This window comes from Bacillota bacterium, assembly GCA_040755295.1.
GTDB lineage: Bacteria > Bacillota > Desulfotomaculia > Desulfotomaculales > Ammonificaceae > SURF-55.
The window spans coordinates 74745-98805 of the sequence record JBFMBK010000005.1 but is presented as its reverse complement, the minus strand read 5'-3'; the positions used below and the strand labels follow the sequence as shown (position 1 = coordinate 98805).

General features: G+C 55.9%; 23 protein-coding genes and 1 other annotated feature. Of the genes, 3 read left to right on the top strand and 20 right to left on the bottom strand.

Annotation, left to right across the window (positions count from 1 at the left end):
- Window positions 1-177: 177 nt before the first annotated feature.
- The 15 genes from ileS to AB1500_05630 form a co-directional block, all read right to left on the bottom strand.
- Window positions 178-2973, bottom strand: a complete 2796-nt coding sequence (gene ileS, locus AB1500_05700; protein ID MEW6182658.1) for an isoleucine--tRNA ligase — start codon at window positions 2971-2973, stop codon at window positions 178-180.
- A gap of 210 nt (window positions 2974-3183) precedes the next feature.
- The gene (locus AB1500_05695; protein ID MEW6182657.1) at window positions 3184-3393 is read right to left on the bottom strand and encodes a hypothetical protein; all 210 of its coding nucleotides are present in this window, start codon (window positions 3391-3393) and stop codon (window positions 3184-3186) included.
- A 15-nt stretch (window positions 3394-3408) separates the two neighbouring features.
- Window positions 3409-3766, bottom strand: a binding site (T-box leader).
- Window positions 3767-3791: 25 nt separating this feature from the next.
- The gene (locus AB1500_05690; GenBank protein ID MEW6182656.1) at window positions 3792-4139 is read right to left on the bottom strand and encodes a DUF167 domain-containing protein; all 348 of its coding nucleotides are present in this window, start codon (window positions 4137-4139) and stop codon (window positions 3792-3794) included.
- Window positions 4136-4678: a DivIVA domain-containing protein gene (locus AB1500_05685; protein ID MEW6182655.1), complete on the bottom strand. Its 543-nt coding sequence runs from the start codon at window positions 4676-4678 to the stop codon at window positions 4136-4138. The genes AB1500_05690 and AB1500_05685 overlap by 4 nt, the downstream gene beginning before the upstream one ends.
- Window positions 4679-4687: 9 nt before the next feature.
- Window positions 4688-4969, bottom strand: coding sequence for a YggT family protein (locus tag AB1500_05680; protein ID MEW6182654.1), 282 nt, complete (start codon window positions 4967-4969; stop codon window positions 4688-4690).
- 247 nt (window positions 4970-5216) lie between these two features.
- Complete coding sequence (gene proC, locus AB1500_05675; GenBank protein ID MEW6182653.1) at window positions 5217-6035, bottom strand: pyrroline-5-carboxylate reductase; 819 nt, start codon at window positions 6033-6035, stop codon at window positions 5217-5219.
- A 427-nt stretch (window positions 6036-6462) separates the two neighbouring features.
- Entirely contained in the window at window positions 6463-6882 is a 420-nt protein-coding gene (locus tag AB1500_05670; GenBank protein ID MEW6182652.1) for a cell division protein SepF, read from the bottom strand.
- A complete protein-coding gene (locus AB1500_05665; GenBank protein MEW6182651.1) occupies window positions 6875-7585 on the bottom strand; it encodes a YggS family pyridoxal phosphate-dependent enzyme in 711 nt (236 codons plus the stop codon). The genes AB1500_05670 and AB1500_05665 overlap by 8 nt, the downstream gene beginning before the upstream one ends.
- 147 nt (window positions 7586-7732) lie before the next feature.
- Window positions 7733-8404 (bottom strand): phosphate signaling complex protein PhoU, encoded by a 672-nt coding sequence (gene phoU, locus AB1500_05660; GenBank protein ID MEW6182650.1) that lies wholly within the window; start codon window positions 8402-8404, stop codon window positions 7733-7735.
- A 90-nt stretch (window positions 8405-8494) separates the two neighbouring features.
- Window positions 8495-9250 carry a phosphate ABC transporter ATP-binding protein PstB gene (gene pstB / locus AB1500_05655; protein MEW6182649.1) on the bottom strand — a complete coding sequence of 252 codons (756 nt, stop codon included), beginning with the start codon at window positions 9248-9250 and terminating at the stop codon, window positions 8495-8497.
- Between the two features lie 409 nt (window positions 9251-9659).
- Window positions 9660-10493 carry a phosphate ABC transporter substrate-binding protein gene (locus AB1500_05650; GenBank protein MEW6182648.1) on the bottom strand — a complete coding sequence of 278 codons (834 nt, stop codon included), beginning with the start codon at window positions 10491-10493 and terminating at the stop codon, window positions 9660-9662.
- A gap of 66 nt (window positions 10494-10559) precedes the next feature.
- Entirely contained in the window at window positions 10560-11909 is a 1350-nt protein-coding gene (pnpS, locus tag AB1500_05645; GenBank protein ID MEW6182647.1) for a two-component system histidine kinase PnpS, read from the bottom strand.
- On the bottom strand, window positions 11903-12598 hold the full coding sequence (locus AB1500_05640; protein MEW6182646.1) for a response regulator transcription factor: 696 nt from the start codon (window positions 12596-12598) through the stop codon (window positions 11903-11905). Before AB1500_05640 ends, pnpS begins: the two co-directional genes overlap by 7 nt.
- Before the next feature lie 2 nt (window positions 12599-12600).
- Window positions 12601-13359: a peptidoglycan editing factor PgeF gene (gene pgeF, locus AB1500_05635; protein MEW6182645.1), complete on the bottom strand. Its 759-nt coding sequence runs from the start codon at window positions 13357-13359 to the stop codon at window positions 12601-12603.
- 458 nt (window positions 13360-13817) lie between these two features.
- On the bottom strand, window positions 13818-15347 hold the full coding sequence (locus AB1500_05630) for an MBL fold metallo-hydrolase (GenBank protein ID MEW6182644.1): 1530 nt from the start codon (window positions 15345-15347) through the stop codon (window positions 13818-13820).
- A 489-nt stretch (window positions 15348-15836) separates the two neighbouring features.
- Here AB1500_05630 and AB1500_05625 point away from each other — a divergent pair, with 489 nt between their 5' ends.
- Together AB1500_05625 and upp are read left to right on the top strand one after the other, a co-directional pair.
- Entirely contained in the window at window positions 15837-16550 is a 714-nt protein-coding gene (locus AB1500_05625; GenBank protein MEW6182643.1) for a metallophosphoesterase family protein, read from the top strand.
- Window positions 16551-16652: 102 nt separating this feature from the next.
- Window positions 16653-17282: a uracil phosphoribosyltransferase gene (gene upp / locus AB1500_05620; GenBank protein MEW6182642.1), complete on the top strand. Its 630-nt coding sequence runs from the start codon at window positions 16653-16655 to the stop codon at window positions 17280-17282.
- Window positions 17283-17290: 8 nt separating this feature from the next.
- Here the strand turns inward: upp and pstA are convergent, their stop codons facing one another.
- From pstA to AB1500_05605, 3 genes are all read right to left on the bottom strand, one after another.
- Window positions 17291-18175, bottom strand: a complete 885-nt coding sequence (pstA, locus tag AB1500_05615; GenBank protein ID MEW6182641.1) for a phosphate ABC transporter permease PstA — start codon at window positions 18173-18175, stop codon at window positions 17291-17293.
- On the bottom strand, window positions 18172-19068 hold the full coding sequence (pstC, locus tag AB1500_05610; protein MEW6182640.1) for a phosphate ABC transporter permease subunit PstC: 897 nt from the start codon (window positions 19066-19068) through the stop codon (window positions 18172-18174). Before pstC ends, pstA begins: the two co-directional genes overlap by 4 nt.
- A 315-nt stretch (window positions 19069-19383) precedes the next feature.
- Window positions 19384-20256, bottom strand: a complete 873-nt coding sequence (locus AB1500_05605) for a phosphate ABC transporter substrate-binding protein (GenBank protein MEW6182639.1) — start codon at window positions 20254-20256, stop codon at window positions 19384-19386.
- A gap of 271 nt (window positions 20257-20527) precedes the next feature.
- Between AB1500_05605 and AB1500_05600 the strand changes: the two genes are divergently transcribed.
- Entirely contained in the window at window positions 20528-20737 is a 210-nt protein-coding gene (locus AB1500_05600) for a zinc ribbon domain-containing protein (GenBank protein MEW6182638.1), read from the top strand.
- Between the two features lie 307 nt (window positions 20738-21044).
- On the opposite strand, the gene AB1500_05595 is transcribed toward AB1500_05600, so the two are convergent.
- Both AB1500_05595 and nrdG read right to left on the bottom strand, forming a co-directional pair.
- On the bottom strand, window positions 21045-23192 hold the full coding sequence (locus tag AB1500_05595; GenBank protein MEW6182637.1) for a bifunctional aldolase/short-chain dehydrogenase: 2148 nt from the start codon (window positions 23190-23192) through the stop codon (window positions 21045-21047).
- A gap of 202 nt (window positions 23193-23394) precedes the next feature.
- Window positions 23395-23943, bottom strand: coding sequence for an anaerobic ribonucleoside-triphosphate reductase activating protein (nrdG, locus tag AB1500_05590; protein ID MEW6182636.1), 549 nt, complete (start codon window positions 23941-23943; stop codon window positions 23395-23397).
- Window positions 23944-24061: the final 118 nt, after the last annotated feature.

Here is a 24061-nt window from a genome sequence, read left to right as displayed (position 1 = left end):
CGGCAGTCAAACCTAGTAAATTCCCGGAGACTGAAAACGGATGTCGGACGCAATATCAGGGGCAAGAATCTTTGTAGAAATTCGCTACGCCAATTTCTCTCGGATTTTCTAACTTCTGACTTCCAACATCCTGCATCCGACTTCTGAAACAGCTAGGCGTGGTTTTGCAGCGGTCTCCTAGCCGTTCGCCCCAATAGGATTAGAACCCACAACCTCGGCGCAGCGCGAACAAAGTTCCGGTTGAATCGCGTGCTGCCCTACCGTTTCGCTGTAACCCCAACACCGGGCACACTTTTCTCCGGGCGCCCGTCGCACCAGCACCGAAAAATCATCCTGGCCGAAACTCCCCTCCGGAGCCGGCTCCCCGTCCCGAGCCACCTCTAGCCGGGAAACGATGCTTATCATCCTCAGGTCGCCGGCATTTTCTTTTATAAACCGGTGCGTTTCCCCGGCAGTATAGACCTCCACCACCGCCTCCAGCGAATCGCCGATAACCTTACCCTGGCGTGCCTGCTCCAGCGCCTCCAGGATGACGTCCCGCACCCGGAGCAGACGCTCCCAGCGCGCTTCAAGCGCTTCGTCGTCGAGATACTCGTCCTTCGGGGAAGGCATGTCGAGCAACTGAACACTCGCGGCCTTCTTCCCCGGGACCGGCACATAACGCCAGATTTCCTCGGTGGTGAACGCCAGCACCGGGGCCAGCAGGAGCAGAAGGGTGTCCAGCACCTCGCGGAGCACCGTCTGTGCGGCGCGTCGTTTGATCGAGTCCGGCGGCTCGCAGTAGAGCCTGTCTTTCAGCACATTCAGGTAGAAGGCGCTCAGATCCACAACACAAAAGGAGTGAATGGCGTGCTGGACCACGTGGAACTCGTAGTCCTTGTAAGCGTCCAGCACTCTACGCTTCAGCCGTTCAAGCCGCATGAGGGCGAAACGGTCGATCTCGGGAAGTTCGCTGTAAGGAACCGCGCCCTCCCGCGGGAAGTCGTACAGGTTCCCCAGAAGGAAGCGGAAGGTGTTCCGGATCTTACGGTAGGCCTCGGCTATTTGTTTTAGGATGCTGTCGGAAGCCGCGAGATCACCCCGATAATCGGCGGAACACACCCAAAGGCGCAGGATGTCTGCGCCCAACTGCTGGATAACCTTCAGCGGGTCGACAACGTTGCCCAGCGATTTGGACATCTTGCGCCCCTGTTCATCCACCAGAAAACCGTGCGTGAGAACCGCTTTGTAAGGCGGCTGCCCCGTGACCGCCACGGATGTGGAAAGCGATGAATTGAACCAGCCCCTGTGCTGGTCGCTCCCCTCCAGGTAAAGGTCCGCCGGCCAGGTAAGCTCCGGCCAGGGCGACGGCTGGTGTATCACCGCCCAGTGGCTGGAGCCCGAATCGAACCAGACGTCCATTATATCGTCTTCTTTGCTAAACTCACCGCAGCCGCAGGCGGGGCACACAAACCCCGGCGGGAGCAGTTCCTGTGCCGGAGCGCTGTACCAGATGTCCGAACCGTGCTTCCGGAAGAGCGCCTTCACGTGTGCGATGGTCTCATTATTGATGATCTCCGTGCCGCACTTCCCGCAGTAGAAAATGATCAGCGGCACCCCCCAGAGGCGCTGGCGTGAGATGCACCAGTCGCCCCGTGTGGCCACCATATTGTAAATCCGCTCCTCGCCCCATGCCGGGATCCATTCGACCCGGCGAATCGCCTGCAGCGCCGCTTCCCTGAAACCGTCGATGGAAGCGAACCACTGCTCCGTCGCCCGGAAAAAGACCGGGTTTTTGCAGCGCCAGCAATGGGGGTACTGGTGTTTGACCCTGCTTTCTGATAGCAGCCGGTCCCGCTGCTTTAAGTCATCTATGATTGCGGGGTTCGCCTTCCGGTAGAATACCCTCGCAAGAGGGCCGGCATCGTTCGTGAAAAACCCGCGCCCGTCGACGGGGGACAAAACCGGCAGCCCGTATTTTTTACAGGTAATAAAGTCCTCTTCGCCGTGACCGGGAGCGTTGTGAACGCAACCGGTGCCCTGTTCCAGGGAAACGTAATCGCCGAGAACAACCAGCGAATCCCGTTCCGCAAAGGGATGCCGGCAGAGCGCCCCTTCCAGCTCCCGCCCCTGAAACTCGGCCTCAACCGTGTACTGCTCGCTCCCGAGGACCTTCAAAAAAGGCCCAATCAACTCCTTCGCCACTACGTAGCCCGCCCCATCCGATCGCACGACCGAATAGACGAAGTCCGGGTGAAGGCATACGGCGACATTCGCCGGAAGCGTCCACGGGGTGGTGGTCCAGATTACAAAATAGGTTTCCGGAGGCAGCAGCCCCTTCCCGTCGACCACCTTAAACCGGACATAGATAGAAGGAGACTCCTGTTCGGCATACTCCACCTCGGCCTCGGCCAGCGCCGTTTCACATGTCGCGCACCAGTACACCGGCCTCAAACCTTTGTAAATGTAACCCTTTCCGGCCATTTCCCCGAAAACCTCTATCTGCCTTGCCTCGTATTCGGGTATGAGCGTAAGGTAAGGATTACGCCAATCACCCCTGACCCCGAGGCGCTCGAACTCCTTCCGCTGAATATCGACGAACTTCAGGGCGTACTCCCGGCAATGCCGTCTGAATTCCACGGGCTTCATCCGGTGACGGTTAATCCCCAGGGTTTTTATCGCCTGCTGCTCTATCGGCAGGCCGTGCGTGTCCCATCCGGGCACGTACGGTGCGTCAAAGCCGCTCATGGAGTGGTATTTAACAATTATGTCCTTCAGAATCTTGTTCAGGGCGTGCCCCAAATGAATATGGCCGTTGGCATAAGGCGGCCCGTCGTGAAGGATAAACTTCGGCTGCCCCGCAGCCTTTTCCCTGGCAAGGTCGTAAAGGTTGATTTTCCCCCAGTACTCCAGGATCTCAGGCTCCCTCTGCGGCAGATTCGCCCTCATCGGGAAATCCGTCTTGGGCAGGTTTAGCGTCTTACTCCAGTCCATCTCTTCCTCCTTGAAATAGTGCTTCTTTCGCCGAGCGCCGCGATAAGCTTCACGTAGCTGCGTCAGCTTGGCAAGGCCGGGCCCTCACGTATTTCCATATACGCTCCGGCCCGCCCTTGCCAATCTTCCTTGCTCTGCTCGCTTCTCACGGCGTTTCGTTTATGTTATACCACTGCAGCTAAGCAACACGCTTACGGGTCTATATTTTCCTCAATCGCTGTGTCGCAACGCGGCATGGGCGACTTCCTTAAGAATAGTGCTTCTTTCGATGGGCGCGACGATGAGCTCCGCCTTTGTTACATTACAGGCCAGCTTAAGGGTCCTATTTTCATTCGACGTGGTGCCGACTAAGGCATCATATGGAACTCCTTCGAAAATAAGTGTTCTTTCGTAAGGCACGGCGATAAGTAACCTTAACAAATAAAACCCCCCGCCGTAAGGGACGAGAGGTTCTCCCGTGGTACCACCCTAATTATCCGACACCCAACCAGGTACTTGCACGCGCTCAAGATAAAGTTCTATCGCCTTGGAAACCTTATCCATCGGCTCATATATTCTTCCAATACCCGCTCAAGTGCCGGATGCTCTTACTGCCGGTAACGGCGGCAAACCGTCCGGACCTATTTGAACCCCGGCGGTCGACGGTCGAGGATAACAGACCGCCGTACCCCTGATGTCCGTTCAGCCCGGAATCTCCCGGGTGATTTTCGGCGGTTCCGGTCACCCGGCTTCCACCTCCCCGGGCTCGCTTGAGACTCCGACAACCGCTTACTCTTCCGTTCATCGACTTATTTATTATTTGCAGTTCAGCCGCCCCGTCAGCGCGGCATAGACCTGTCCTTCTTCAATACCCGCATGGCGCACTCGACCGCCGCTTCCACCGTACCCCCTTCAATACGGATGGTCTTCTCCCGGGATGATTCACCGTGCACTATGCAAAAACGGCTGGCCGGGGTGTCGAAAACCTTGCTCAGTATCTTTAAAAGCGCCTGGTTCGCCTTGCCTTCAACCGGCGGGGCGTTAACCCTCACCCGCAGGTGGTTGTCGGCCAAACCGACTATTTCATTCTTAGACGCCCGCGGGGTCAGACGAACCCGAAACACCACCCCGCCTTTTTCCCCGCGGAACAAGGACTGCAGGTTTTCTGCCTTCCCGTCCGGGCTCATGCCCTCTTTTTCCGGGTCTTCTTCACGGGACTTAAAATCCCGCCCGTGGTACCGCCTTTCTCATTACCTGCCTTTTCGCTGAGGAGAACGCGGAACCGTTCCGCCGCACCGGAAAGGAGCGCCTCTAAACGCTTTTCCGCTTCGTCGAGTATATACCTGGTTTTGTTCTCTACCTGGACAACCAGGTCGGCCATGCGTTGTTCGGTATGTAGAACCGTTTCCTCCGCCTGTCTGGCGGTCTCGGCGAGAGCGGCTCCGGCTATGTTTTCCATTTCCTTTAAAAGCTCGGGAACCTGTGTATCCACCCGCTCCGGACCGGACTGGTATCCTGCAGGCGGGGGCAAACCCTCAGACGGCAACTCCCGGACGCCCGCCGCTTTCTCCGCCGCCCGGCTTGATGCCCGCAACTGTTCATTCTCCCGGTAAAGGCGTTCCATGACTTCCGCAACCCTGGTCAGGAAGTCGTCGACCTCCTGCTCACTGTAACCGCGGAAGACGCGCTGGAACTCTTTCCGGTGAACGTCAAGCGGAGTGAGCATTCCAATCACCTAAAAGAAAGAAAATAAGGTGCCTAATATCCATAGTACAAACCTTTGCGCTATATTTAATACAAGGAAGGCGATCAACGGTGAGATGTCTATCATCCCGATCGGTGGAATGATCCCCCGGAAAAGGCGCAGGTAAGGTTCCGTAACCTCGTAAATGAACCTGATAATCGGCTGGTACGGGTTGTGCTTTATCCAGGAAAGAACCACACGGATAATTATAAGCCAGATGTAAAGCTGAAATGCTATGTCAACAATCCGGAAAATCGTCAGTTTCAACGCCATGTTCCAAGACCTTTCTGTATAACGCTCCGGGACTTTCGGGGAAACACCCTATCCTAAATATTATATCACACTTCCGGAACCGTAAATATTCAGGCACCTTGTTGGGCGCGACGATTTGAGAGGTGCGATGTGAGAGATTAGAAGTGAAAGCCTTGTTAAATTCCACTTCCCAACTTCACGCTGCTCACTTCTCAATTGCTCTGCTTGCCTCTTACCGCGTTTCGTCAGTGTTATATAAGCTGAATAGCTACCCGGAACTTAGTTCCCGCGAACGCGCGGCAGCGGCTCCCACAGCCCGGATGAGTATCGCTCTCAGTCCGCGGTCTTCAAGCTCAAAAAGTCCGGCAGCCGTTGTGCCGCCGGGGGTTGTAACCCTATCACGCAGCGCGGCCGGGTGTTCTCCCGATTCGAGGACCATTTTTGCCGCGCCGAGCACCGTCTGGGCGGCTAGGACAAGCGCTGTATCCCGGGGCAGTCCCATCCTCACCCCGCCGTCGGCCAGTGCTTCAATAACCGTATAAACATAGGCCGGCCCGCTGCCGCTCAACCCCGTAACGGCGTCGAGAAGCGCCTCTTTGCCCGCAACTACCCGGCCCACCGCGGAAAATATGGCTTCAGCGCGCGCTGCATCCCGCGGCGCGGCACCGGTTCCCAGGGCATAGACGCTCGCACCCTCGCCTACAAGACACGGGGTGTTCGGCATGACGCGAACCACTGGCACCGAACGCGTGAGGTTTTTTTCAATCACATTTATGGGAACCCCGGCAGCGATGGAAATCAGCGTCTGTTCCGGACGCAGGAACGGTCCGGCCTCCCCCAGCACCGGAACCACCAGATCAGGCTTTACGGCGAGAACAATTATATCCGTTTCACCGACCAGGTTCTTGTTGTCCTGGGTCGTCCGGACACCAAGTCCTTCTTCGAGCCTTCGAAGGCACCGGGCGTTGACATCGCCGACCAGAACCGCGTTTGGGGCAACCCGCCCGCTATTAACCAGGCCTGTCGTCAGCGCCCCTCCCATGGCTCCGCCGCCGATAATCCCTACCTTGAGTCCGGTTAGCGGCACCTAAGCAAGCCCCCTTATAATAGTACTTCTTTCGTAGGGCGCCGCGATAAGCAACGCATTGCTGCCAACTGCGAGGTGGGAGGTAAGAGGTTAGAAGTGAGATGCTTGTTCGAATTCGCTGATGAGCGAATTCCTTCTAGAATCACACTTCCAATTTCCCACGTCTCACTTCCCAATTGCCGGTTCGTCTCCACCGGTCTTCCTTGCACTGCATCACTTCTCGCCGCGTTCCGCATATGTTACTCTTCTGCATCTAAGTAACCGGCTTACTGGTCTGTATTTTCAGATTTTATGGTGCCCGGCACTTAGTCCAACATCTCCAAGTATTTTCAGATGACACCGACGACTCCAAAGCCACAATGCCGTACTATCACTATCAGATGTCTTCTGAGTGTTGGGCCTTGGGACTCTTGGGAAATGATGAATGCTATCCGCGCATCCAGGGGAAAAGGCTCTTTTCGGTTTCTTTCGCCTCGGCGGCGATATCCACGTTGTTCGGCGCGAACAGAAAGATTCCGTTACCGACCTTCTGAACGTTTCCCCCGAGGGCATAAACCGCGCCGCTGATGAAATCCACCACCCGCCGCGCCAGGTCGGTCTCTACCCGTTCCAGGTTCACCACGACAGGACGGCGGTTTTTCAGGTGATCGGCAATCTCCTGCGCATCATCGAAAGAGCGCGGCTCACAGACCACCACCCGGAGTTGTCGCTGGGAGTGCAAACTAACCACAGAGCCTTTTTTGGCCCGGAACAAGTTTTCCTGCGAATCAACCGCTGTCTGTTCTTCTTCCTGCTCGTCTTCAAAACCGATGAATCCCAGAACCTTGTCCACCAATTTCTTAGCCATGACCTTTTCCCTTTCCCTCCTGTAGCGGGTTAAAAATCGCCGTGCCTACCCGCACTATATTCGCCCCTTCTTCTACAGCAACCATATAATCCTGCGTCATTCCCATGGAGAGAAAATCCATTGCCAAACCCGGAGTATTACGGTTGTCTTCAGCCAGTTCCCGCAACCTCCTGAAAACCGGCCGCACCTCCTCCGGGTCATGTACGAAAGGAGCCATGGTCATCAGTCCCCTGATCCGAACGCCGGGAAGCTGTGTCGACGCTGTCAGGAAGTCCCTCAGTTCTTCCTCATAGAGACCGTGTTTCGATCGTTCCCGCGCAACGTTAATCTGCACCAGCGCATCAAAACATACGCCTTCCTGCGTCGCCTGACGGTTTAATTCGGTCGCCAGGTTCCACCGGTCGAGACTGTGAATAAGCTTCACCTTGTTAACAAGGTTCCGTACCTTATTCCGCTGAAGATACCCGATAAAGTGCCATTCAACCTCAGGTCCGAACTCGCGGTACTTTCGGATGAATTCCTGGACCCTGTTTTCACCGAAGGTGGTGATCCCCGCAACCTGCGCTGCCCGCATTACGTGCACCGGAATCCCCTTGGAGACCGCCACAAGCCGTACGGAACCGGGATCCCTCCCGGCATGTCTTGCGGCTTGAGCTATTTGAACCTTTACCCGCTCAAGGTTGTCTGCCATAAACCGGTTCATTTCAGGAGTAATTCGCCGGAAAGTGTGGTATTTCCTGCAAACAAACAAAAATTATCCCACAGGAGTATGCTACGTGCCGGGCGACAGTCCTGAAAGCGTTCAGGACCAGCCCCCGGCGCGACCGATCGGAGTAATGTCCGTCCCCGCCTAATTGAGTTCTTCCCATTCGCCGGTAACCAGATATACGACGTCCTCCCCGATGTTGGTGGCCCTGTCGGCCACACGTTCCAACCTTAAGGACGCGAGGAGCAAGTAAACATAACACCGGATGTTCTCCGGTTCTTTTTCCATTAATCCCAGGATCGCCTTGAACGTTTTATTGTAAAGGTGATCGACCTGGTCGTCGGTGGTGCACATCGACCGCGCCTTGGCCACGTCGTTGTCCACGTAGGCGTCCAATCCCTCTTTGACCATCTGCTGCACCAGCCTGCCGATCTGTGAAATCCCTTCGAGCGCCACTCCGGCAACGGTAGCGCTGTAGCAGATAATCAGGTTGAGGGCGGAACGCGCTATGTCCACCGCGTGGTCGGCCATGCGCTCCAGGTTGATGATAATCTTTATCCCGGTCGTTATTATCCGGAGGTCGCGCGCGATCGGCTGCTGGGTGGCAATAAGCCGCACGCACCTGTTTTCAATGTCTTCGCACAAGGCGTCGATCTGGTCGTCGTTCATAATGACCTGTTTCGCGAGTACCTCATCCTGCGTTACCATGGCCTGCACCGCATTGAAAACCGCTATCTCGACCATGCTTCCCATCCGCAGGATATCACGCTGCAACTCGGCCAGTTCCCTTTCAAACGTCGCGCGCTGGCTAGTCACGCTATTTACCACTCCCCGAAAGATGAGTAATGTTTGCAGAAGATTTATTGAAGTTTACCAGAAAAGAGGGAACAAAGCAATGGTGTTACCTTAACCGAACCGCCCCGTTATGTAGTCCTCCGTCTTTTTTACCTTGGGACGGGTAAAAATTGCCCCGGTCTCGCCGTATTCAATAAGCTCGCCGGTCAGGAAAAAGGCCGTGGTGTCCGAAACCCGCGCAGCCTGCTGCATGTTGTGGGTAACGATTACGATTGTGTAGCGCTCTCTTAATTCGCGGAGGAGCTCTTCGATTTTTGTGGTAGAGACAGGATCCAACGCCGAAGTTGGTTCGTCCATCAGAAGCACCTCCGGTTCCACAGCCAGAAGACGGGCGATGCAAACCCGCTGCTGCTGGCCTCCGGACAGGCCGAGCGCCGAACGGAAAAGCCGGTCGCGCACCTCCTCCCACAGCGCCGCCCCCCGCAAACTTGACTCCACAAGCTCGTCCAGGCGGCGTTTATCTTTGACGCCGTGGATCCGCGGTCCGAAAGCGATGTTATCGTATATGGACATCGGGAAAGGATTCGGGCGCTGAAAGACCATCCCCACACGCTTCCTCAACTTTACGATATCAACCTGGGGCTTGTATATGTCCTCACCGTCGAGGAGAACCGTACCCTCAACACGAACCCCCTCGATCAGGTCGTTCATCCGGTTGAGCACCCTTAAGAAAGTTGTCTTCCCGCAGCCTGAAGGTCCGATCAAGGCCGTGATTTCGTTGGTCTTAATCTCGATGCTTACGTCCTTAAGAGCCTGCTCTTCGCGATAGTAAAGGTTCAGGTTTTCGACCTTGATACGCGTATTCATTAGTGGTCCACTCCCTCGGAAAATAGCGCTTCCTCCGTTGGCCGCGACGATAAGTAACGCATTGCCGCCAACTACGAGGTAGGAGGTGAGAGGTTAGATGTGAGATGCTTGTTGAAATTCGCGTAGCGAATTCCTTCGATAATCCCACTTCCAGCTTCCCACGTCTCACTTCCCAACTGCTCCGGTTCGTCTCAACCGGTCTTCCTTTCACTGCATCACTTTCGCCGCATTCTGCGTATGCTGAAACACCGCTTTGAAATTCCAAGTGTATGGATCTAAATTTCCATGCTTCGTGATTTCTGGCACGGCGGAATGGGCGCCGTGTTTGTGAGCCGCCACCGATTGCGTGGTGGACTCCTATATTACCCATCATTCCAAGAAGCCGCTTACAAAACCATGTCCGGCCTTCTTATTTTTGTTTCTTCATTTCGGACGGTAGAAGAAAGCCCCTGCTTTTTATTTTTTCCCGGAATGAAGCGCTGCACATGAATTCAAGGTAAGCCTCGACCGCTCCTTTAGGTTCCCCTTTCGTATACATGTGTTCCAGCGCCCAAAGGGGGTAAGCGCCGTTGGTTATGGTTTCCCGCGAACAGACAACCGAGTCGTATTTAAGCGTTTTAACCGTTCCTTCCAGGTTGGCCGCGTCGACAAACCCGATGGCGCCGGGTGTCTTGGCAACAGCCTCCCGCAGTTCAACATTCGAGTTTACAACCCGGGCGTCCCCGGTAAATTCTTGTCCCCTAAGGACCAGGTCTTTTATTACCCGGCGCGAGCCCGAGGACTTGGGCCGGTTGACTATCGTTATCTTTAAGTCCTTCCCGCCCACTTCACGCCAGTTCTTTATCCGGCCGGTAAAGATTCCGGACGCCTGGTCCGCGGTAAGGTTGTCCACCCCGACGTCCCTATGGGCGATCAAAAGGAAAGGACACAACGCCACCACGTGGTCGACCAGACCCTTGAACTTCGGGTCGCCGGCGGGCGGCTCCACCTCCGAGGCGCCTATGTCCACAAGTCCGCAAGCAACCTGCTGCAAACCCGTATACGATCCCCCGCCGGAAACGTTCACCACCGCCCCGGCATTCGCCGGCGCAAACCCCGCCGCGGCGTCCCTCGCCAGGGGTAAAAGGACGGTGGAACCGGAAACCGTTACGTCCGCACGACTCCTGCCGCAGCCGCCGACAATCAAACCGAGGACCAACAGAATCGATATCAGAACCCTCTGCATCTTACACCTTAACAACACGGGGTAAGCCTCCAAACAGGTTACACCCCACTATTAAGCTACGGTTAAATGAATGCTAAGTCAATATTAAATTTCCAGCACCGGTAAATAGAAGGAAAACCGGCTTCCCCCGCCCAATTCGCTTTCTACGTCCACCCTCCCGCCGTGCGCCTCGACGATATGTTTGACAATCGCCAGGCCCAGCCCCGTTCCGCCTGAAGCCCGCGAACGTGCTTTTTCCACCCGGTAGAAACGCTCAAAAATCCGCGGCAGGCTCTCTTTGGGAATGCCGATGCCGGTGTCTCTGACGTCCACCTTTATCCAACCGGGGGAAGTAACCGCTTTGATGACGATTTCGCCTTGGGATGTAAACTTAAGGGCATTGTCTATCAGATTGGAAAAAACCTGGCCGATCAACTCCGGGTCTCCGTGCACTTCCGGCAGGCTGGGCGGCAGTTCCACGGAAAGCTTTAATCCATGCTCACTCGCTCGCTTTTCAAAAACAGGAAGTATGCGGGCAAGCACCTCCCCGATCGATACGCTTCTCCTGACAAGCGCTGTCCGGCGGTCCTCAAGACGCGACAGGTTCAGGAGGTCTTCCACCAGACTCCCGAGACGTATTGTTTCCGATTCAATGATCTCAAGAAACTCCGCCGCGGTTTCCCGATCCTTCATGGCGCCGTCGCGCAAAGTCTCTACAAAACCGCGAATGGCCGTCAGCGGCGTCCTCAACTCGTGTGAAACATTGGCCACGAATTCACTCCTCATCTGTTCCAAACGCCTCTGCTCGGTTACGTCCCTCAGGACCACCACGATTCCTGAACCCTCCGGGGTTGAAATCGGCGTCAAGCGGGCGGTAAAGGTGCGCGGCTGAGGAGAAAGGATTTTCAGCTCCCGCCTCACAGGCGACCCGTCCTTCAAGACCTGCCGGATCAACTGCTCGAGTTCGTGGTTGCGGATAACCTCCAGGATGTTTTTCCCCCGCGTCTCTGCAGGGCTGACCCCGAAATGCGTTTCGAGCGCCGCGTTGGTCAGGAGCACCCTGCAGGATGAATCGAGCGCGAGCACCGCTTCGTTCAGGCTCGCAAGGATTTCCTCCATACGCGTCTTTTCCGTCTGCAATACATTGAAGGCCTCTTTCAAACGGGGAGCCAAAAGGTTGATACGCCCGGTCAGACTCCCGGCGTCCTCCGTACTTGTGATGCCTCTTGTCTCTTCAAACCGCGTCAGATCCCTGGCGACATCGATCAACGCCCTGAGGGGCTCAGCCACCTGTCGGCTTACGATTCGCCCGGTGACCACCGCCACCAGAGCGCCGCCCGCTATCACCGTCCACAACCCCGGGTGACCGTAGAATATAAGTAAGCATAATCCCGCATAAGCCAGGAACAGCAAAGAGAAGCAGATAAAAATCCTTTTGCGGATGGTCTTTACCATTTATCCCGCTCCTTAAAACGATATCCCGCTCCCCGCACCGTTTCAATAAAATAAGGCGCCCCCGGCAGTTGTTCGAGTTTATGCCTGATATACCGTATATGAACGTCCACCGTCCTCGAACCACCGGGAAAATCAAAACCCCAGACCCTGTTTAACAAGGAATCGCGTGAAAACACCCGCCCCGGATGCTCCGCGAGGTAATAAAGCAACTCGAACTCTTTCGGCGTCAGTCCCTGGCTTTCTCCCGCCCACGAAACGCTCAACCGCTCGCGGTCGATAACCAGTTGACCGCACACCAGCTTATCATTCGCTTCAGCCGCCGGCTTGCGCCGGAGGTGCGCGCGCACCCGGGCCACCAGTTCCCGGGGACTGAAAGGTTTTGTGACGTAGTCATCGGCGCCCGTTTCCAGTCCTAAAACCTTATCGGTTTCCCCGCCGCGGGCGCTCAGCATGATCACCGGCAGATCCCGCAGTCTTTTATCCGCCCGCAGCGCCTGACAAAAACTCAGCCCATCCATCCCCGGCAGCATAACGTCGAGCACGATCAGGTCAGGGTTGCGGGTGCGGGCGAGTTCCAGCGCGCTTGCCCCATCCCCCGTGGTCACAACCGTAAATCCTTCCCGCTCCAGGGTAAAACGCAGCAACCTCCGGATGTGCTCTTCGTCGTCAACCGCAAGAATCAGCGCCACGGTCAATATCCCTCCGGTCTGATCGATACTACCGCGGACATCCTGCCGGTTCTGCCGGCGTCGCGGCGGTGGGAAAACATAAGTTCGGGGCGGCAGGCGGTACATATGTTAACAACCGATATATTTTCCGCTAGGACACCCGCGTCGATAAGGATTCTGCGGTTGGCCTCCCAGAGGTCCACCCGATATCCGTCCGCGTCCTTATGGACGACCTTATCGCCCCAACGGCTGAACTCCGCCGCCACCGGCTCGCTTACGTTAAAACAACAGGGACCGATAGCCGGGCCGATCGCGGCCAGACAGCGCGCCGCCCGGGTGCCGAAAGCGCCGGACATCCGGCCCAGCGCCTTGACGGGAACCTGCCGGACCGTGCCCCGCCAGCCTGCATGAACGATCCCGGCCGCCTTGTTTTCGGTATCCGCAAGAACAACCGGAACGCAGTCCGCGAAAAAAGCCATCAACGGTATTCCCGCGCTGTTCGTTATCAGGCCGTCGGTCTCCCCGAGCGCGGTTTGGGCGTCAAACGCTCCCGAACCCGCGATCCGAGGCGTAACCACCACCACGTTGGCGCCGTGCGCCTGCCGCCCGCAAACCAACCGCTCCGGATCGTACCGGAGCGCGCCGGCCAGGAGTCTTCTATTTTCGCGGACCCTTTGCGGCTGGTCCCCCACTAAAAAACTCAGGTTCAGCGAAGCAAACGCCCCGTCACTTACTCCCCCAAGGCGGGTGGTGAAGGCGTGTTCGAGCCACGGAACAGTCAAGGCTTTCGCCCGAAAGACCTTTAAGCCGTTAAGATCCTCTAAAGTAAAAGCGGGAGTTGTCGCTTAATCATCACCCCTGTTAAAGTTCAAAGTTCAAAGTTCAAAGTTCAAAGTTCAAGGTTCAAGGTTCAAGGTTCAAGGTTTGAAAGCAGAATAAACTCTTTTAAGTGACGAAGACGGTCAGAATATCGAATATAGAATATAGAAGTCAGAATCGAGAAGGGGAACAAACCTCCCGTCTTCTGTACCACCTACTATTTACTATCTACTGCTCCCAAACTGAAGATTGGTTCCGCACCGACTCACAACTCGCAGCCCGAGACTCGTAACTCGCAACTTGTAACTTTGCCCCCGACTAAGGACTGAGAACTATCGACTTAGGACTTAACTTGCAACTCGTAACTTCCGACTACTACCTACTGTCTACTGCCTGCTACCTACTATTATAGCAGTTAGATTTAATTCCCGCCCGTTACAACCGATTCGAGCCGGCGGGCTATGGAGGCGATTTCTTTGGGATCGGAAGCCTTCAGGACCTCCTGCAGCCGCTCTCCCAGGCGGCGGTAAGCGTCCAGCAACGCGGCGGCCTGGACGTCCGCCGCGAGGGTCCACGACGACAAATAGTTCGGAACAACGGCCTGTAAGCCGAGATCTTTTTCTATCATGCCGCGCAGGTTTTCGGACGCCTCCGGTTCACCGTGGACCACGAAAACCTGTTTCGGCCTGGTTTTGAAGTTTGACAGCCATTCGATCAGTCCGGCCTGGTCGGCATGAGCCGAATACCCCGAAAGCTCAACGATTTCCGCCTTTACGGCGATTTCCTCCCCGAAGATCGAAACGCTCTTTTCGCCGTCGAGGATGCGTCTGCCGAGCGTCCCCTGGGGCTGAAAACCCACGAACACAACCGTGGATTCAGGGCGCCAGAGGTTGTGCTTGAGGTGGTGCCGGATGCGCCCGGCTTCGCACATACCGCTCGCGGAAATGATCACCATGCCGCGCGGCGTTTGATTCAACGCCCGGGACTCCTCGGTAGTGACCGAGAAGCGGACGTAATCCGAATCGAGCGGATTTTGCCCGGATTTTATCAGGGCTTGAGTCTCCTCGTCATAACACTCCTTGTGCCGGTCGAAGATACCGGTCACCGCGGTCGCCAACGGGCTGTCGATGTATACCTGCATCGGCGGCATTTCGCCCTTATGGTGCAGCTCGCTGAGGTCGAAAAGCAGGTCCTGCGTGCGCTCTACCGCAAAGGCCGGAATAATTACGTTGCCGCCCCGCTTATAAGTGCGCCAGAGAACATCGTGAAGCACGGACACCTCGTTTTCTTCGGGGTGCAGCCTGTTTCCGTAGGTTGATTCGATCACCACGTAATCGGCGTTGTCAACTACCGCCGGGTCCTTGACGAAACGCTGGCCCGGCCTGCCTATATCGCCCGAAAACAGGACCTTAAGCGGAACGCCGTTTTCGCTGACCGTCAGCATGACCATCGCGGCGCCGAGGATATGGCCGGCGTTATAAAAGGTGGCGCCGATCTGCGGGGTTATGGTCAGGGTCGTATCGTAGCTCACACCCTCGAAAAAACTGAGGCTCTTGTTCGCGTCCGCCACGGTGTATATCGGATCCAAGAGCGGTTTACCCGCACGCCTTGCCTTCCGGTTCTTCTGCTCCACCTCCATCTCCTGAATATGGGCGGCATCGGGTAAAAGAACCGTAAGCAAGTCCACCGTGGCCGCCGTGGCCAGGATTTTACCCTTGAACCCCGTTTTACAAAGGCGCGGGATAAGGCCGGAATGGTCGATGTGCGCGTGGGTCACCAGCAGGTAATCGATAGAGGCGGAAAGAAACGGAAAGGGTTCATAGTTACGCTCCCGCGTTTCCGGAGGTCCCTGAAAAAGGCCGCAGTCGACGAGGATTCGCGTCCCGCTCGCCTCCACCAGAAAGCAGGAGCCGGTCACCGTCCGGGCGGCGCCGTAGAAGCTTAAACGCATGGGCCACTCTCCCTATCTAAGATTTATTCTTCTGCCGGAGGGCACGACGATGAGCTTCGCATTACTTAGTCAGTCTCCGCCGTCCGGGTCCTCACGTACGCACCCAGTACGCTCCGGCCCGGCCGTCGGAGCGCTTCCTTGCACTGCTCGCTCCTCTCCGTGTTCCGTTAGTGTTACGATGCTGTTTCTAAGCGACTAACTTACGGGTCTCATCCTTCGTGGTGTCCAGCGTTCAATCCAACATTTGCGATTGTTGAAAGATGACATCGAAGAACCAAGCCGTAGTTTCTTACTATCAGTACCAGCTCCTTCTGAGCGCCGGACATGTATTACTATTCGTTCCCATACTCCGCAAATCCTGTCGAACTTCTGTCATTTTAACAAAGAACTGTAGAGTGCGCCCCGCGACAACAAAGAGTCTTTAAAATCTGTTGAGAATCTCCGCTTTGTGTTAATATATGAAATTAAAAGACATCAGGGGGCTTAATTATGCGTATCGCAGCGCTGTCGGATGTTCACGCCAACCTCCCCGCACTGGAAGCGGTCCTGGCCGATATCGCGGGACGGGATGCGGACCTGTTGCTTTGCGCCGGCGACCTCGTCGGGTACGGGCCGCACCCGAACGAGGTGGTCGAGCGCATCCGTATCGAACAGATCGCCGCGGTCTGCGGCAACTATGATGAAGCGACGGCCTTCGACCGCCCGGTGTGCGGGTGCATCTTCCCGGACAAAGCGGCGCAGGAACTGGGCGAACGCTCTTTATCCTGGGCTCAGGCGCACACGAGCGAAGAAAACAAGGCATTCCTCCGTTCGCTTCCGCCGCAACTCCGTTTTAATTTTGAAGGGCATAACCTCTATATGACTCACGGGAGTCCCCGCGACCGCGACGAGTACCTCTTTGCGGAAACGCCCGTGGAAACGTTTACCGAAATGCTTGCTCTTGCCGGCGCCGGCATCCTGGTGGTGGGACACACCCACCGGCCGTTCCACCATAGCCTTCCGGCCGGGCACGTCATAAACTGCGGAAGCGTCGGCAAACCGAAACACGGTTCCCCGGCCGCCGTTTACGCTTTGATCGACCTGAAGAAAGAACCGGCGGTGAGCTTCATCGAAGTGCCCTACGACGCAGACCGCACCGGGCAGGATATAATCAGAGCGGGCCTCCCGGCGGAATTTGCTGAAGCCTTGAGGACAGGCCGATAAAACTCAAGGGGTCAGCCTTTAAGGTCCGTTCAAAGTTAAAGTTCAAAATTCGATGTCGGAAACAGTAAGAACAATAGGGTTACCGCCGGGAAGGAGGTAATTGTGAAAAACGTGTTTGTTTTCGACCATCCCCTGATTCAGCACAAGGCATCGTTTCTCCGCGATAAGAACACCGGCACGAAAGATTTCCGGGAACTGGTCTCCGAGGTAACCATGTTGATGGGGTATGAGGTTACAAGGGACATGCCTCTGGACGAAATTGAGATTGAAACACCGGTGGGGACGGCAAGGACCGGAGTGATTTCCACGAAGAAAATGTTCATTGTACCCATATTGAGGGCCGGACTTGGCATGGTTGAAGGAATGCTGAAACTTCTGCCCACGGTCAGAGTGGGCCACATCGGTATCTACCGCAATCCCGAAACGCTCGAAGCGGTCACTTACTACCGCAACCTCCCCGGCGACGCGGAAGAACGGACCGCGGTCGTTCTGGACCCGATGCTGGCCACGGGGGGCTCGGCTTCCGCCGCTATAACGATGATTAAGGAAGAAGGCGTGAAGGTTATAAAGCTGATGTGCATCATTGCTTCCGTAACGGGAATAGAAAGGATAAACACCGATCATCCGGAGGTGCGGATCTACTGCGCGGCGGTGGACGAACAGTTAAACGACCATGGGTATATTGTCCCCGGTCTGGGAGATGCCGGCGACAGACTGTACGGGACCAAATAACTTAAATGTTACGCCGAGGTCAGCCGCCGGGCGAAACGTCGGGCGAGCCATCGGGCAAGAAGGTTGAAGATGAGCAGCACGAGCACCAGAACGGCCGCCGAACCGTCCGCCACCCGGCGTATATCCGGGATAAGGGCTTCGGAGTTGATCTTCCAGATATGCACCGCCAGCGTCTCCCCGGGACGGAAGGGGTTCCAGGGCGACGTCGGATGCAGCAGGTTGGCCTGGTCGAAGTTGAGGTGCGGCGTCGTGATGCCCGCGGTAAAAAGCAGCGCCGCCGCTTCACCGAACACGCGCCCGGCGGTGATTATGATGCCGGTGATCAGCCCGGGCAGGGCGCAGGGAAGGACCACCCGGTAGGTGGTCTGCCACCTGGTGGCCCCGAGGCTCAGGCTGGCCTCACGCCAACTTTGCGGCACGGTGCGAAGGGTTTCCTCGGTGATGCGGACCATCAGGGGCAGATTTATCACGGTCAGGGCAAGGGCGCCTGCCGCAAGCGAATAACCGAGGCCGAATTTCGTGACAAATATAAGAAGCCCGAAGAGCCCCACCACTATCGACGGCAGCGAGGTAAGGGTTTCGATGCACAGGCGGATGATATTGGTGAAGGTGTTCTGACGCGCATATTCCACAAGATATATCCCGCCGAAAAGACCTACCGGAACCGTCAACGCCATGGAAAGAAACAAAAGGTAAAAAGAATTAAACAGGTTAGGGCCGATCCCGCCCCCGGCGCGGATTGTTTCCGGATTACTCTTTAAAAAAGCAAGGTCGATGGACTTGTACCCGTGCACAAGTATATACCCGAGCAGCAAGGCCAGGAGAACGATTACGAAACCGGCGGCAAGCCAGAAAAGCACCGTGGCCAGCATGTCCTTGGTCTTGGCATTCACCAGCTCGACACCTTCTTCCCGATCGTACGTATTGCCAGAATAGAGAGAAAAGAAATCAGCAGCAGTATTGCGGCCATAAACCAGAGGGCATCGTTCCATAGGGAACCCTGAACCGTGTTCCCCATATCCATGGTGATGCCGCTGGTAAGGGTGATGATCGGATCCAGGATGGAATGGGGAATTTCCCGCTTGTTGCCGATCACCATCTGCACCGCCAGCGCCTCGCCGAAGGCGCGCGCCAGGGCCAGTACCACTCCGGTCAGCAGCCCCTCCCGTGCCGCGGGAATAAGCACCATTTTAATGGTCTGCCATCGTGTGGCGCCGAGCGCGTACGCCGCTTCCTTAAGATGCGAAGGGAGGGAGCGGAGCGCGTCGAAGGAAACGCTGGTGACGGTGGGCAGGATCATCACCGACAGGACCGCCGCACCGGCCAACAGGCTGAATCCCGTTCCCCCAAGGTTTTCTCTCACAAACGGCACCAGAAGGCTCAGGCCGATATAACCGTAAACCACCGAAGGGATACCGGCGAGAAGTTCTATCACGGGCTGCAAGACTTGCTGCCCCAACCTGGGCGATATGTTGGACATAAACACAGCCACCGTAATCCCGAAAGGCGCGCTGACCGCCGCCGCAAGCGACGAGGCTATTATCGAACCGACCATAAAGGAGAGGACCCCCACTTGAGGACCCCCGAGTGCCGCCGCCCTGTCGGGCCACCAGTTGACGCTGAAAATGTTGGCCAGACTGACCTTATGGACAAAGAAAATGGAGAGACCCTTCCAGCCCAGGAACACAATGATCGCTATGGTCAGAGCGATGGCTATCGAGGCGCAGACGAAGGTTACCGTATATCCGGCAAACTCGCGCCTCGTGTTGGGGCTAAACCACTGCATCAATCACTGCTCCCTTGATATAAGCGTTCTTTCGTAGGCGCGGCGATGAGCTGTGTATTAATTCGTAAGGCTCACCTGTATTTTGGAGGTGGGATGTGGGAGGTTAGAAGTGAGATTTTTTAATGAAACAACTCACTATGTGAATTTCATGGCTCGCACTTCCCACTTCACACTTCACACTGCCCAATGCGCTCCGGCCCGTCCCTACCATGCTTTCGTGCTCTACTTGCTTCTCCCCGCGTTCTGTATTACGTTACGCCTGTGGGCTTCGCATTGCTGCCGACTGTGCAACTTCCCACGTCTCATTTCCCAATTCTAAGGCTTGCGTTCAACCTGAATCCCGTTAACAGGGAAGTAATACATCTCTTTAACAAGGCCTTGCTGCACCTCGTCGCTAAGGACGTAGTCGATGAACGCCTTCGCTGCTTTGCTCGGCTCGCCCTTTGTGTACATGTGACCGTAAGACCAGAAGGGATACTTGCCGCTGCTGATGTCCAATTCGTTAGGTTCCGCGCCGTCTATCCTAACGGTTTTTACCTTATCATTAAGATAAGAAACAGCCAGATAACTCACCGCTCCGCCCGTTTCACTGACGATCTTGTGCACGGTGCCGGAGGAATCCTGCTCGGCGCCACCCTTGGCTTCTTCTATGCCTTCCATGACATATTTGGTGAAGGTGGACCTGGTGCCGGAGCCTTTCGCGCGGTTAACCACGAAGATCTTCCGGTCCTTCCCGCCGACCTGTTTCCAGTTCGTTATCCTGCCCGTAAAGATATCCTGAATCTGTTTCTTGGTAAGGCTGTCCACACCCACGCCCGGGTTTGCCACCACGGCGAAGGCCTGAACCACAACCTTGTGATCCAACAATTCTGAGGCGTTGATGCCCTCTTTCTCCTCGGCGAATATATCGGAGTTGCCTATGTCGCAGGCGCCCTGGCTGACCTGGCTGAGCCCCGTGCCGCTGCCGCCGCCCTGAACGGTAATCTGCACATCCGGATTCTTTTCATAGAATGCCGTCGCCGCTTCTTCTATAAAAGGCTGCATCGCGGTGGAACCGACCACGATGATTTTACCCGAAAGCGTATCCTGTTGCGAAGGGCTGCCGGAACGGCTACCGGCGCCGCATCCCGCGGCAACGGTTACAACAGCGGTCAATACGACTGCCAGGACAACCAGCCGGTTTTTCATAAACAAACAAAGTCCCTCCTTAGGATTTTTAACTTTATTTAATGTTCATTTCTTAAAGCCATGGCATAATAAAAACCCGTTTGATCCCTCCTTAATCATAAGTTCTTAATAAATTTTACCTGTCTTCTGTTAACTCAACGTTAGAGTTAGATTAAAATAATGTTAAATTTGTTCAATAAAAATGCTTCCCAACAAATCCACTGCCTTGACAAGAAGCCGGGTTTTCCATAAGCTTGAGTTGATACCATAACGAACAGGAGGAAAACGGTCCGTGCCGATCTATGAATTCCGCTGCAAATCCTGCGGGCATCGTTTTGAAAGGTTGTGCCCGCTTGGCGAGACGGGAGAAAACCTTTCCTGCCCGGCTTGCGACACCCCGAAACCCGAAAAACTGATTTCGTTTTTCGCCACCAAAGGCGTCGAAGGGGGCAAGGGGGACACCTGTACCACCTGTAGCACGCCCTCAAGCTGTGCCTCCTGACACTGAACAAACGAGACCAGGTCTGGTCTTAAGTTGTTAAGCCAATAACCGGGCGACCGGTCGCTTTATACAAAGGCCGCAAAATAAAAAGCGGAGACTATGGTGTTTATAGTTTCCGCTTTAGTTTCTGGATTCAACCGGGCGGACTCTCGTAGTTTCTAATCCGGGCAATTCGGAACCACCCAGCACTCAACGGCACATTAAAATAACTTTGCATCGTTATATACACAATACGACTTAGAACGCCACGTCTTAAGATCAGTAAGTTGAGGCTGGGTCACCACAGAGGCACAAAGTTCACAGAGAACTACCTGGGGAACGCGGCGGGGATCCCTCCGTCCACAGGCAGCGTTGCGCCGGTCGTGGGCGTCTGGTCCGCGGCAAAGAAAACGACCGCATTGCCCACGTGTTCGGCAAAGACCTCCGTTTTCAGGAGGTTCCGTTCCCGGTAATATTCCTGCAAGCCTTGCGGGTCAAGCCCTCTGGCCTTCATCCGGTCCGGACCCACAACGTCCCACAGGCCGGAAGAGATCTCACCCGCGCCGAATACGGCGTCGGCGTTAATCATGTTGACCTTCACGCCCAGCGTGGCGAGTTCCAGCGCCGCGATCTTGGATATCTGGTGCGCCGCCGCTTTCGAGGCGCTGTATGCGCCGAACGCGGGTCCGGGATCAAAAACGTTCTTGGAACAGTTCACGACGATGTTCCCCCCGGTCCCCTGGCGCTTGAAAATCCCCGCCGCCGCCTTGATAAGGTTGAAGACGCCCAGGAAATTAACCCTCATCACTTCCTCAAGCTTATCCGCTTCAAGGTGCTCGATTCTCGCCACGTGGGCAATCCCGGCGTTCGGGACCACGATGTCGATCCCCCCGAGGATGCGGCACACCCGGTCAAGCCCCGCCGCCACGGCGTCATAATCGGTTACGTCCATCACCAGGGTCTCGATGACGAGCGGGTCGTATCTTGCCGACAGCGCCTTTTTCACCCTATCCAGCCTTTCCGCATTTATATCAGACAATACCAGCGCCGCGCCCGCCGCAAGCAGTCTGTCGCCGATCCCCACCGCCATCGCGCCGCCGCCGCCGGAAACGAAAGCGACCTGCCCTTCCAGCGAGAGCCCGCCCGACCTGCCGAGTTTCTTCTGTTCGAGGCTCCAGTATTCCATGTCGAAAAGCGTGTGGTCCGGTAGAGAGACGTACTCTCCCAGCGCCCTTGCCTTCACCTTCGCCCGGATGGTGTGCTCCGCCAGGTCGGCGGCGATTCCGGCGGCCTTCCGGGTTTTCCCCGCCGCGATAATACCCACACCCGCGACCAGGAAAACCCGCGGGTACGGGTCAAGCCGTTTTCTCTCCACGTTTTTCTCACGCACGCAGCGGTCGAAATAGTCGTTGTATTCCTTCTTAAACTGCTCCACAAGCAGCCTTATCTTCCGGCTGATTGTCTCGTCGTCCCGGTCAACGCCGTCCGCGTAAACGTATTTACCCTTGGTGCGGATGACGTGATCGGGGGTTAACAGTCCCGAAACGCAGAATTCGGGCGCTTCCTGCGACAGCGACGCCTCGATGATGTCCTTCGCGTCACGCACCTCGAGGATGAACCGCTTCAACCTCCCGTCGCTCCCGGCATGCGCCAGCGCCCCTCTTACGGCCTGGCAGGTTATCGACGCCGCCTGCGCTTTATTTATCGGCGCCTCAATCTCCGTACATCTTGTTAAGAGCGTTTTGTTTTTAGTTTTCGAGGCGATGTACTCTTCCGCCATGGTCACGTATTTTATCGTCCGCTCGTACGAGGTTTTTGCGTCGTCACCGAAGGTGAATAAACCATGATTGAGAAGGACTATGGCCTCAACATCCGGATTTTTTTCATACAACTCGTAAACGGCCCCGGCAAGCGGAAAACCGGGCATGATGAACTCCAGAACCGCTACCCTCTCTCCCAGGGCCTCATTAAGAAGACTATCGTGCTCTTTCTGATTGGTCAGGATCAAGACGGCGTCGGCATGGGTGTGGTCGACGAACTTGTGGGGAAGGTACGCGTGAAGCAGTGTTTCCACGGAAGGGTCCGGCGAAGCGGCATCGGTCATGTGCGTCCGCAACTGGTTTACCATTTCCTCGTCCGACATGCGTTCGAGCGACCGGAGCCGACGCAGGTACTCCAGGTCAAGGCATGGGAAGCCCTGCGGCTCGATGGCCGCCAGGTCCCAGCCGCTTCCCTTGACGAACAGCACGTCGTTCTCGTTGCCGAAGATATCCCTCACCCTGGATTTTACTGATGTATTGCCCCCGCCGTGAAGCACAAGCCCGCCTTCCCTTCCGATAAGGTGTGAGGTGTATATCCGCAAAGCAAGGTCTTCCGGGTAACCGGCATATCTTTTAATGTATTTTTTCGCTTCCTCTTCGTTGTACAGACTTCTCATAATCATCAGCCTGACGGCGCCCTCCGCCGGCTTTTCCAACCACCCTTCCTTTTAAAGTCGCTGAGTTTAGCAACCTGTTTTACCCATTTTACCTTGTTCCGCTTGATTGTAAAGCGTGTCTTATCTATTCAGCGTCCCGTCGTGAAACGTAGCGGTACGGGAGGTGGGGAGTCAGATGTAAAGGGGTGGAAATCAAAAGCCTCACAAGCTTAGCGCTGAAGGTGAAGCCGGACTGAAACAGCTAGGCGTAGTTTTGCAGCAGTCTCCTGAGTTTCGTCTCTATTATACCCCCGCTCTTCATCGAAGCCTGCACGTCAATCAGCCGCTGGTTCCGCGAACCGCGGAACGGCAGCGTCAAGTCCCGCTCCGCCAGGACAAAAGGGCCGTCGACGAGGACGTCCGTCACCGCAAGCAGTTCCCGAGTCGAGGGGACGTTCCCTTTGACAAGTTCTTCGAAGGTGTAACCCGTATACGTCGTTATATCGTATCCCTTACCCCGGAGGACCCATCCGAGGGCCGCAAAAGAAGCTGCCTGAAGGAATGGGTCTCCCCCTGAAAAGGTCACACCTTTTAGCAGCGGGTTGCGCACGATGTCGGCAACCAACACCTCCAAGGAAGACTCATAACCGGCATCCGGGTCCCAGGTCTCCGGGTTGTGGCAATCCGGGCACCGGTGCGGGCACCCCTGCGCGAAAATGACATAGCGCAGGCCCGGGCCGTCAACCACGCTCTCGCGCACCACACCGGCGATCCGTATATTAATCTTCTCCGCGTTTTGAGTGCTTGACATGCTGGACTCCTTAAATAGTAAAATACAGAATATAGATTATGGAATGGGGAATGGGAAATTTTCTACCTTCTACCTTCTACCTGTTAAAAAAGATGGCCCCCGCGGCATACAGAACCCG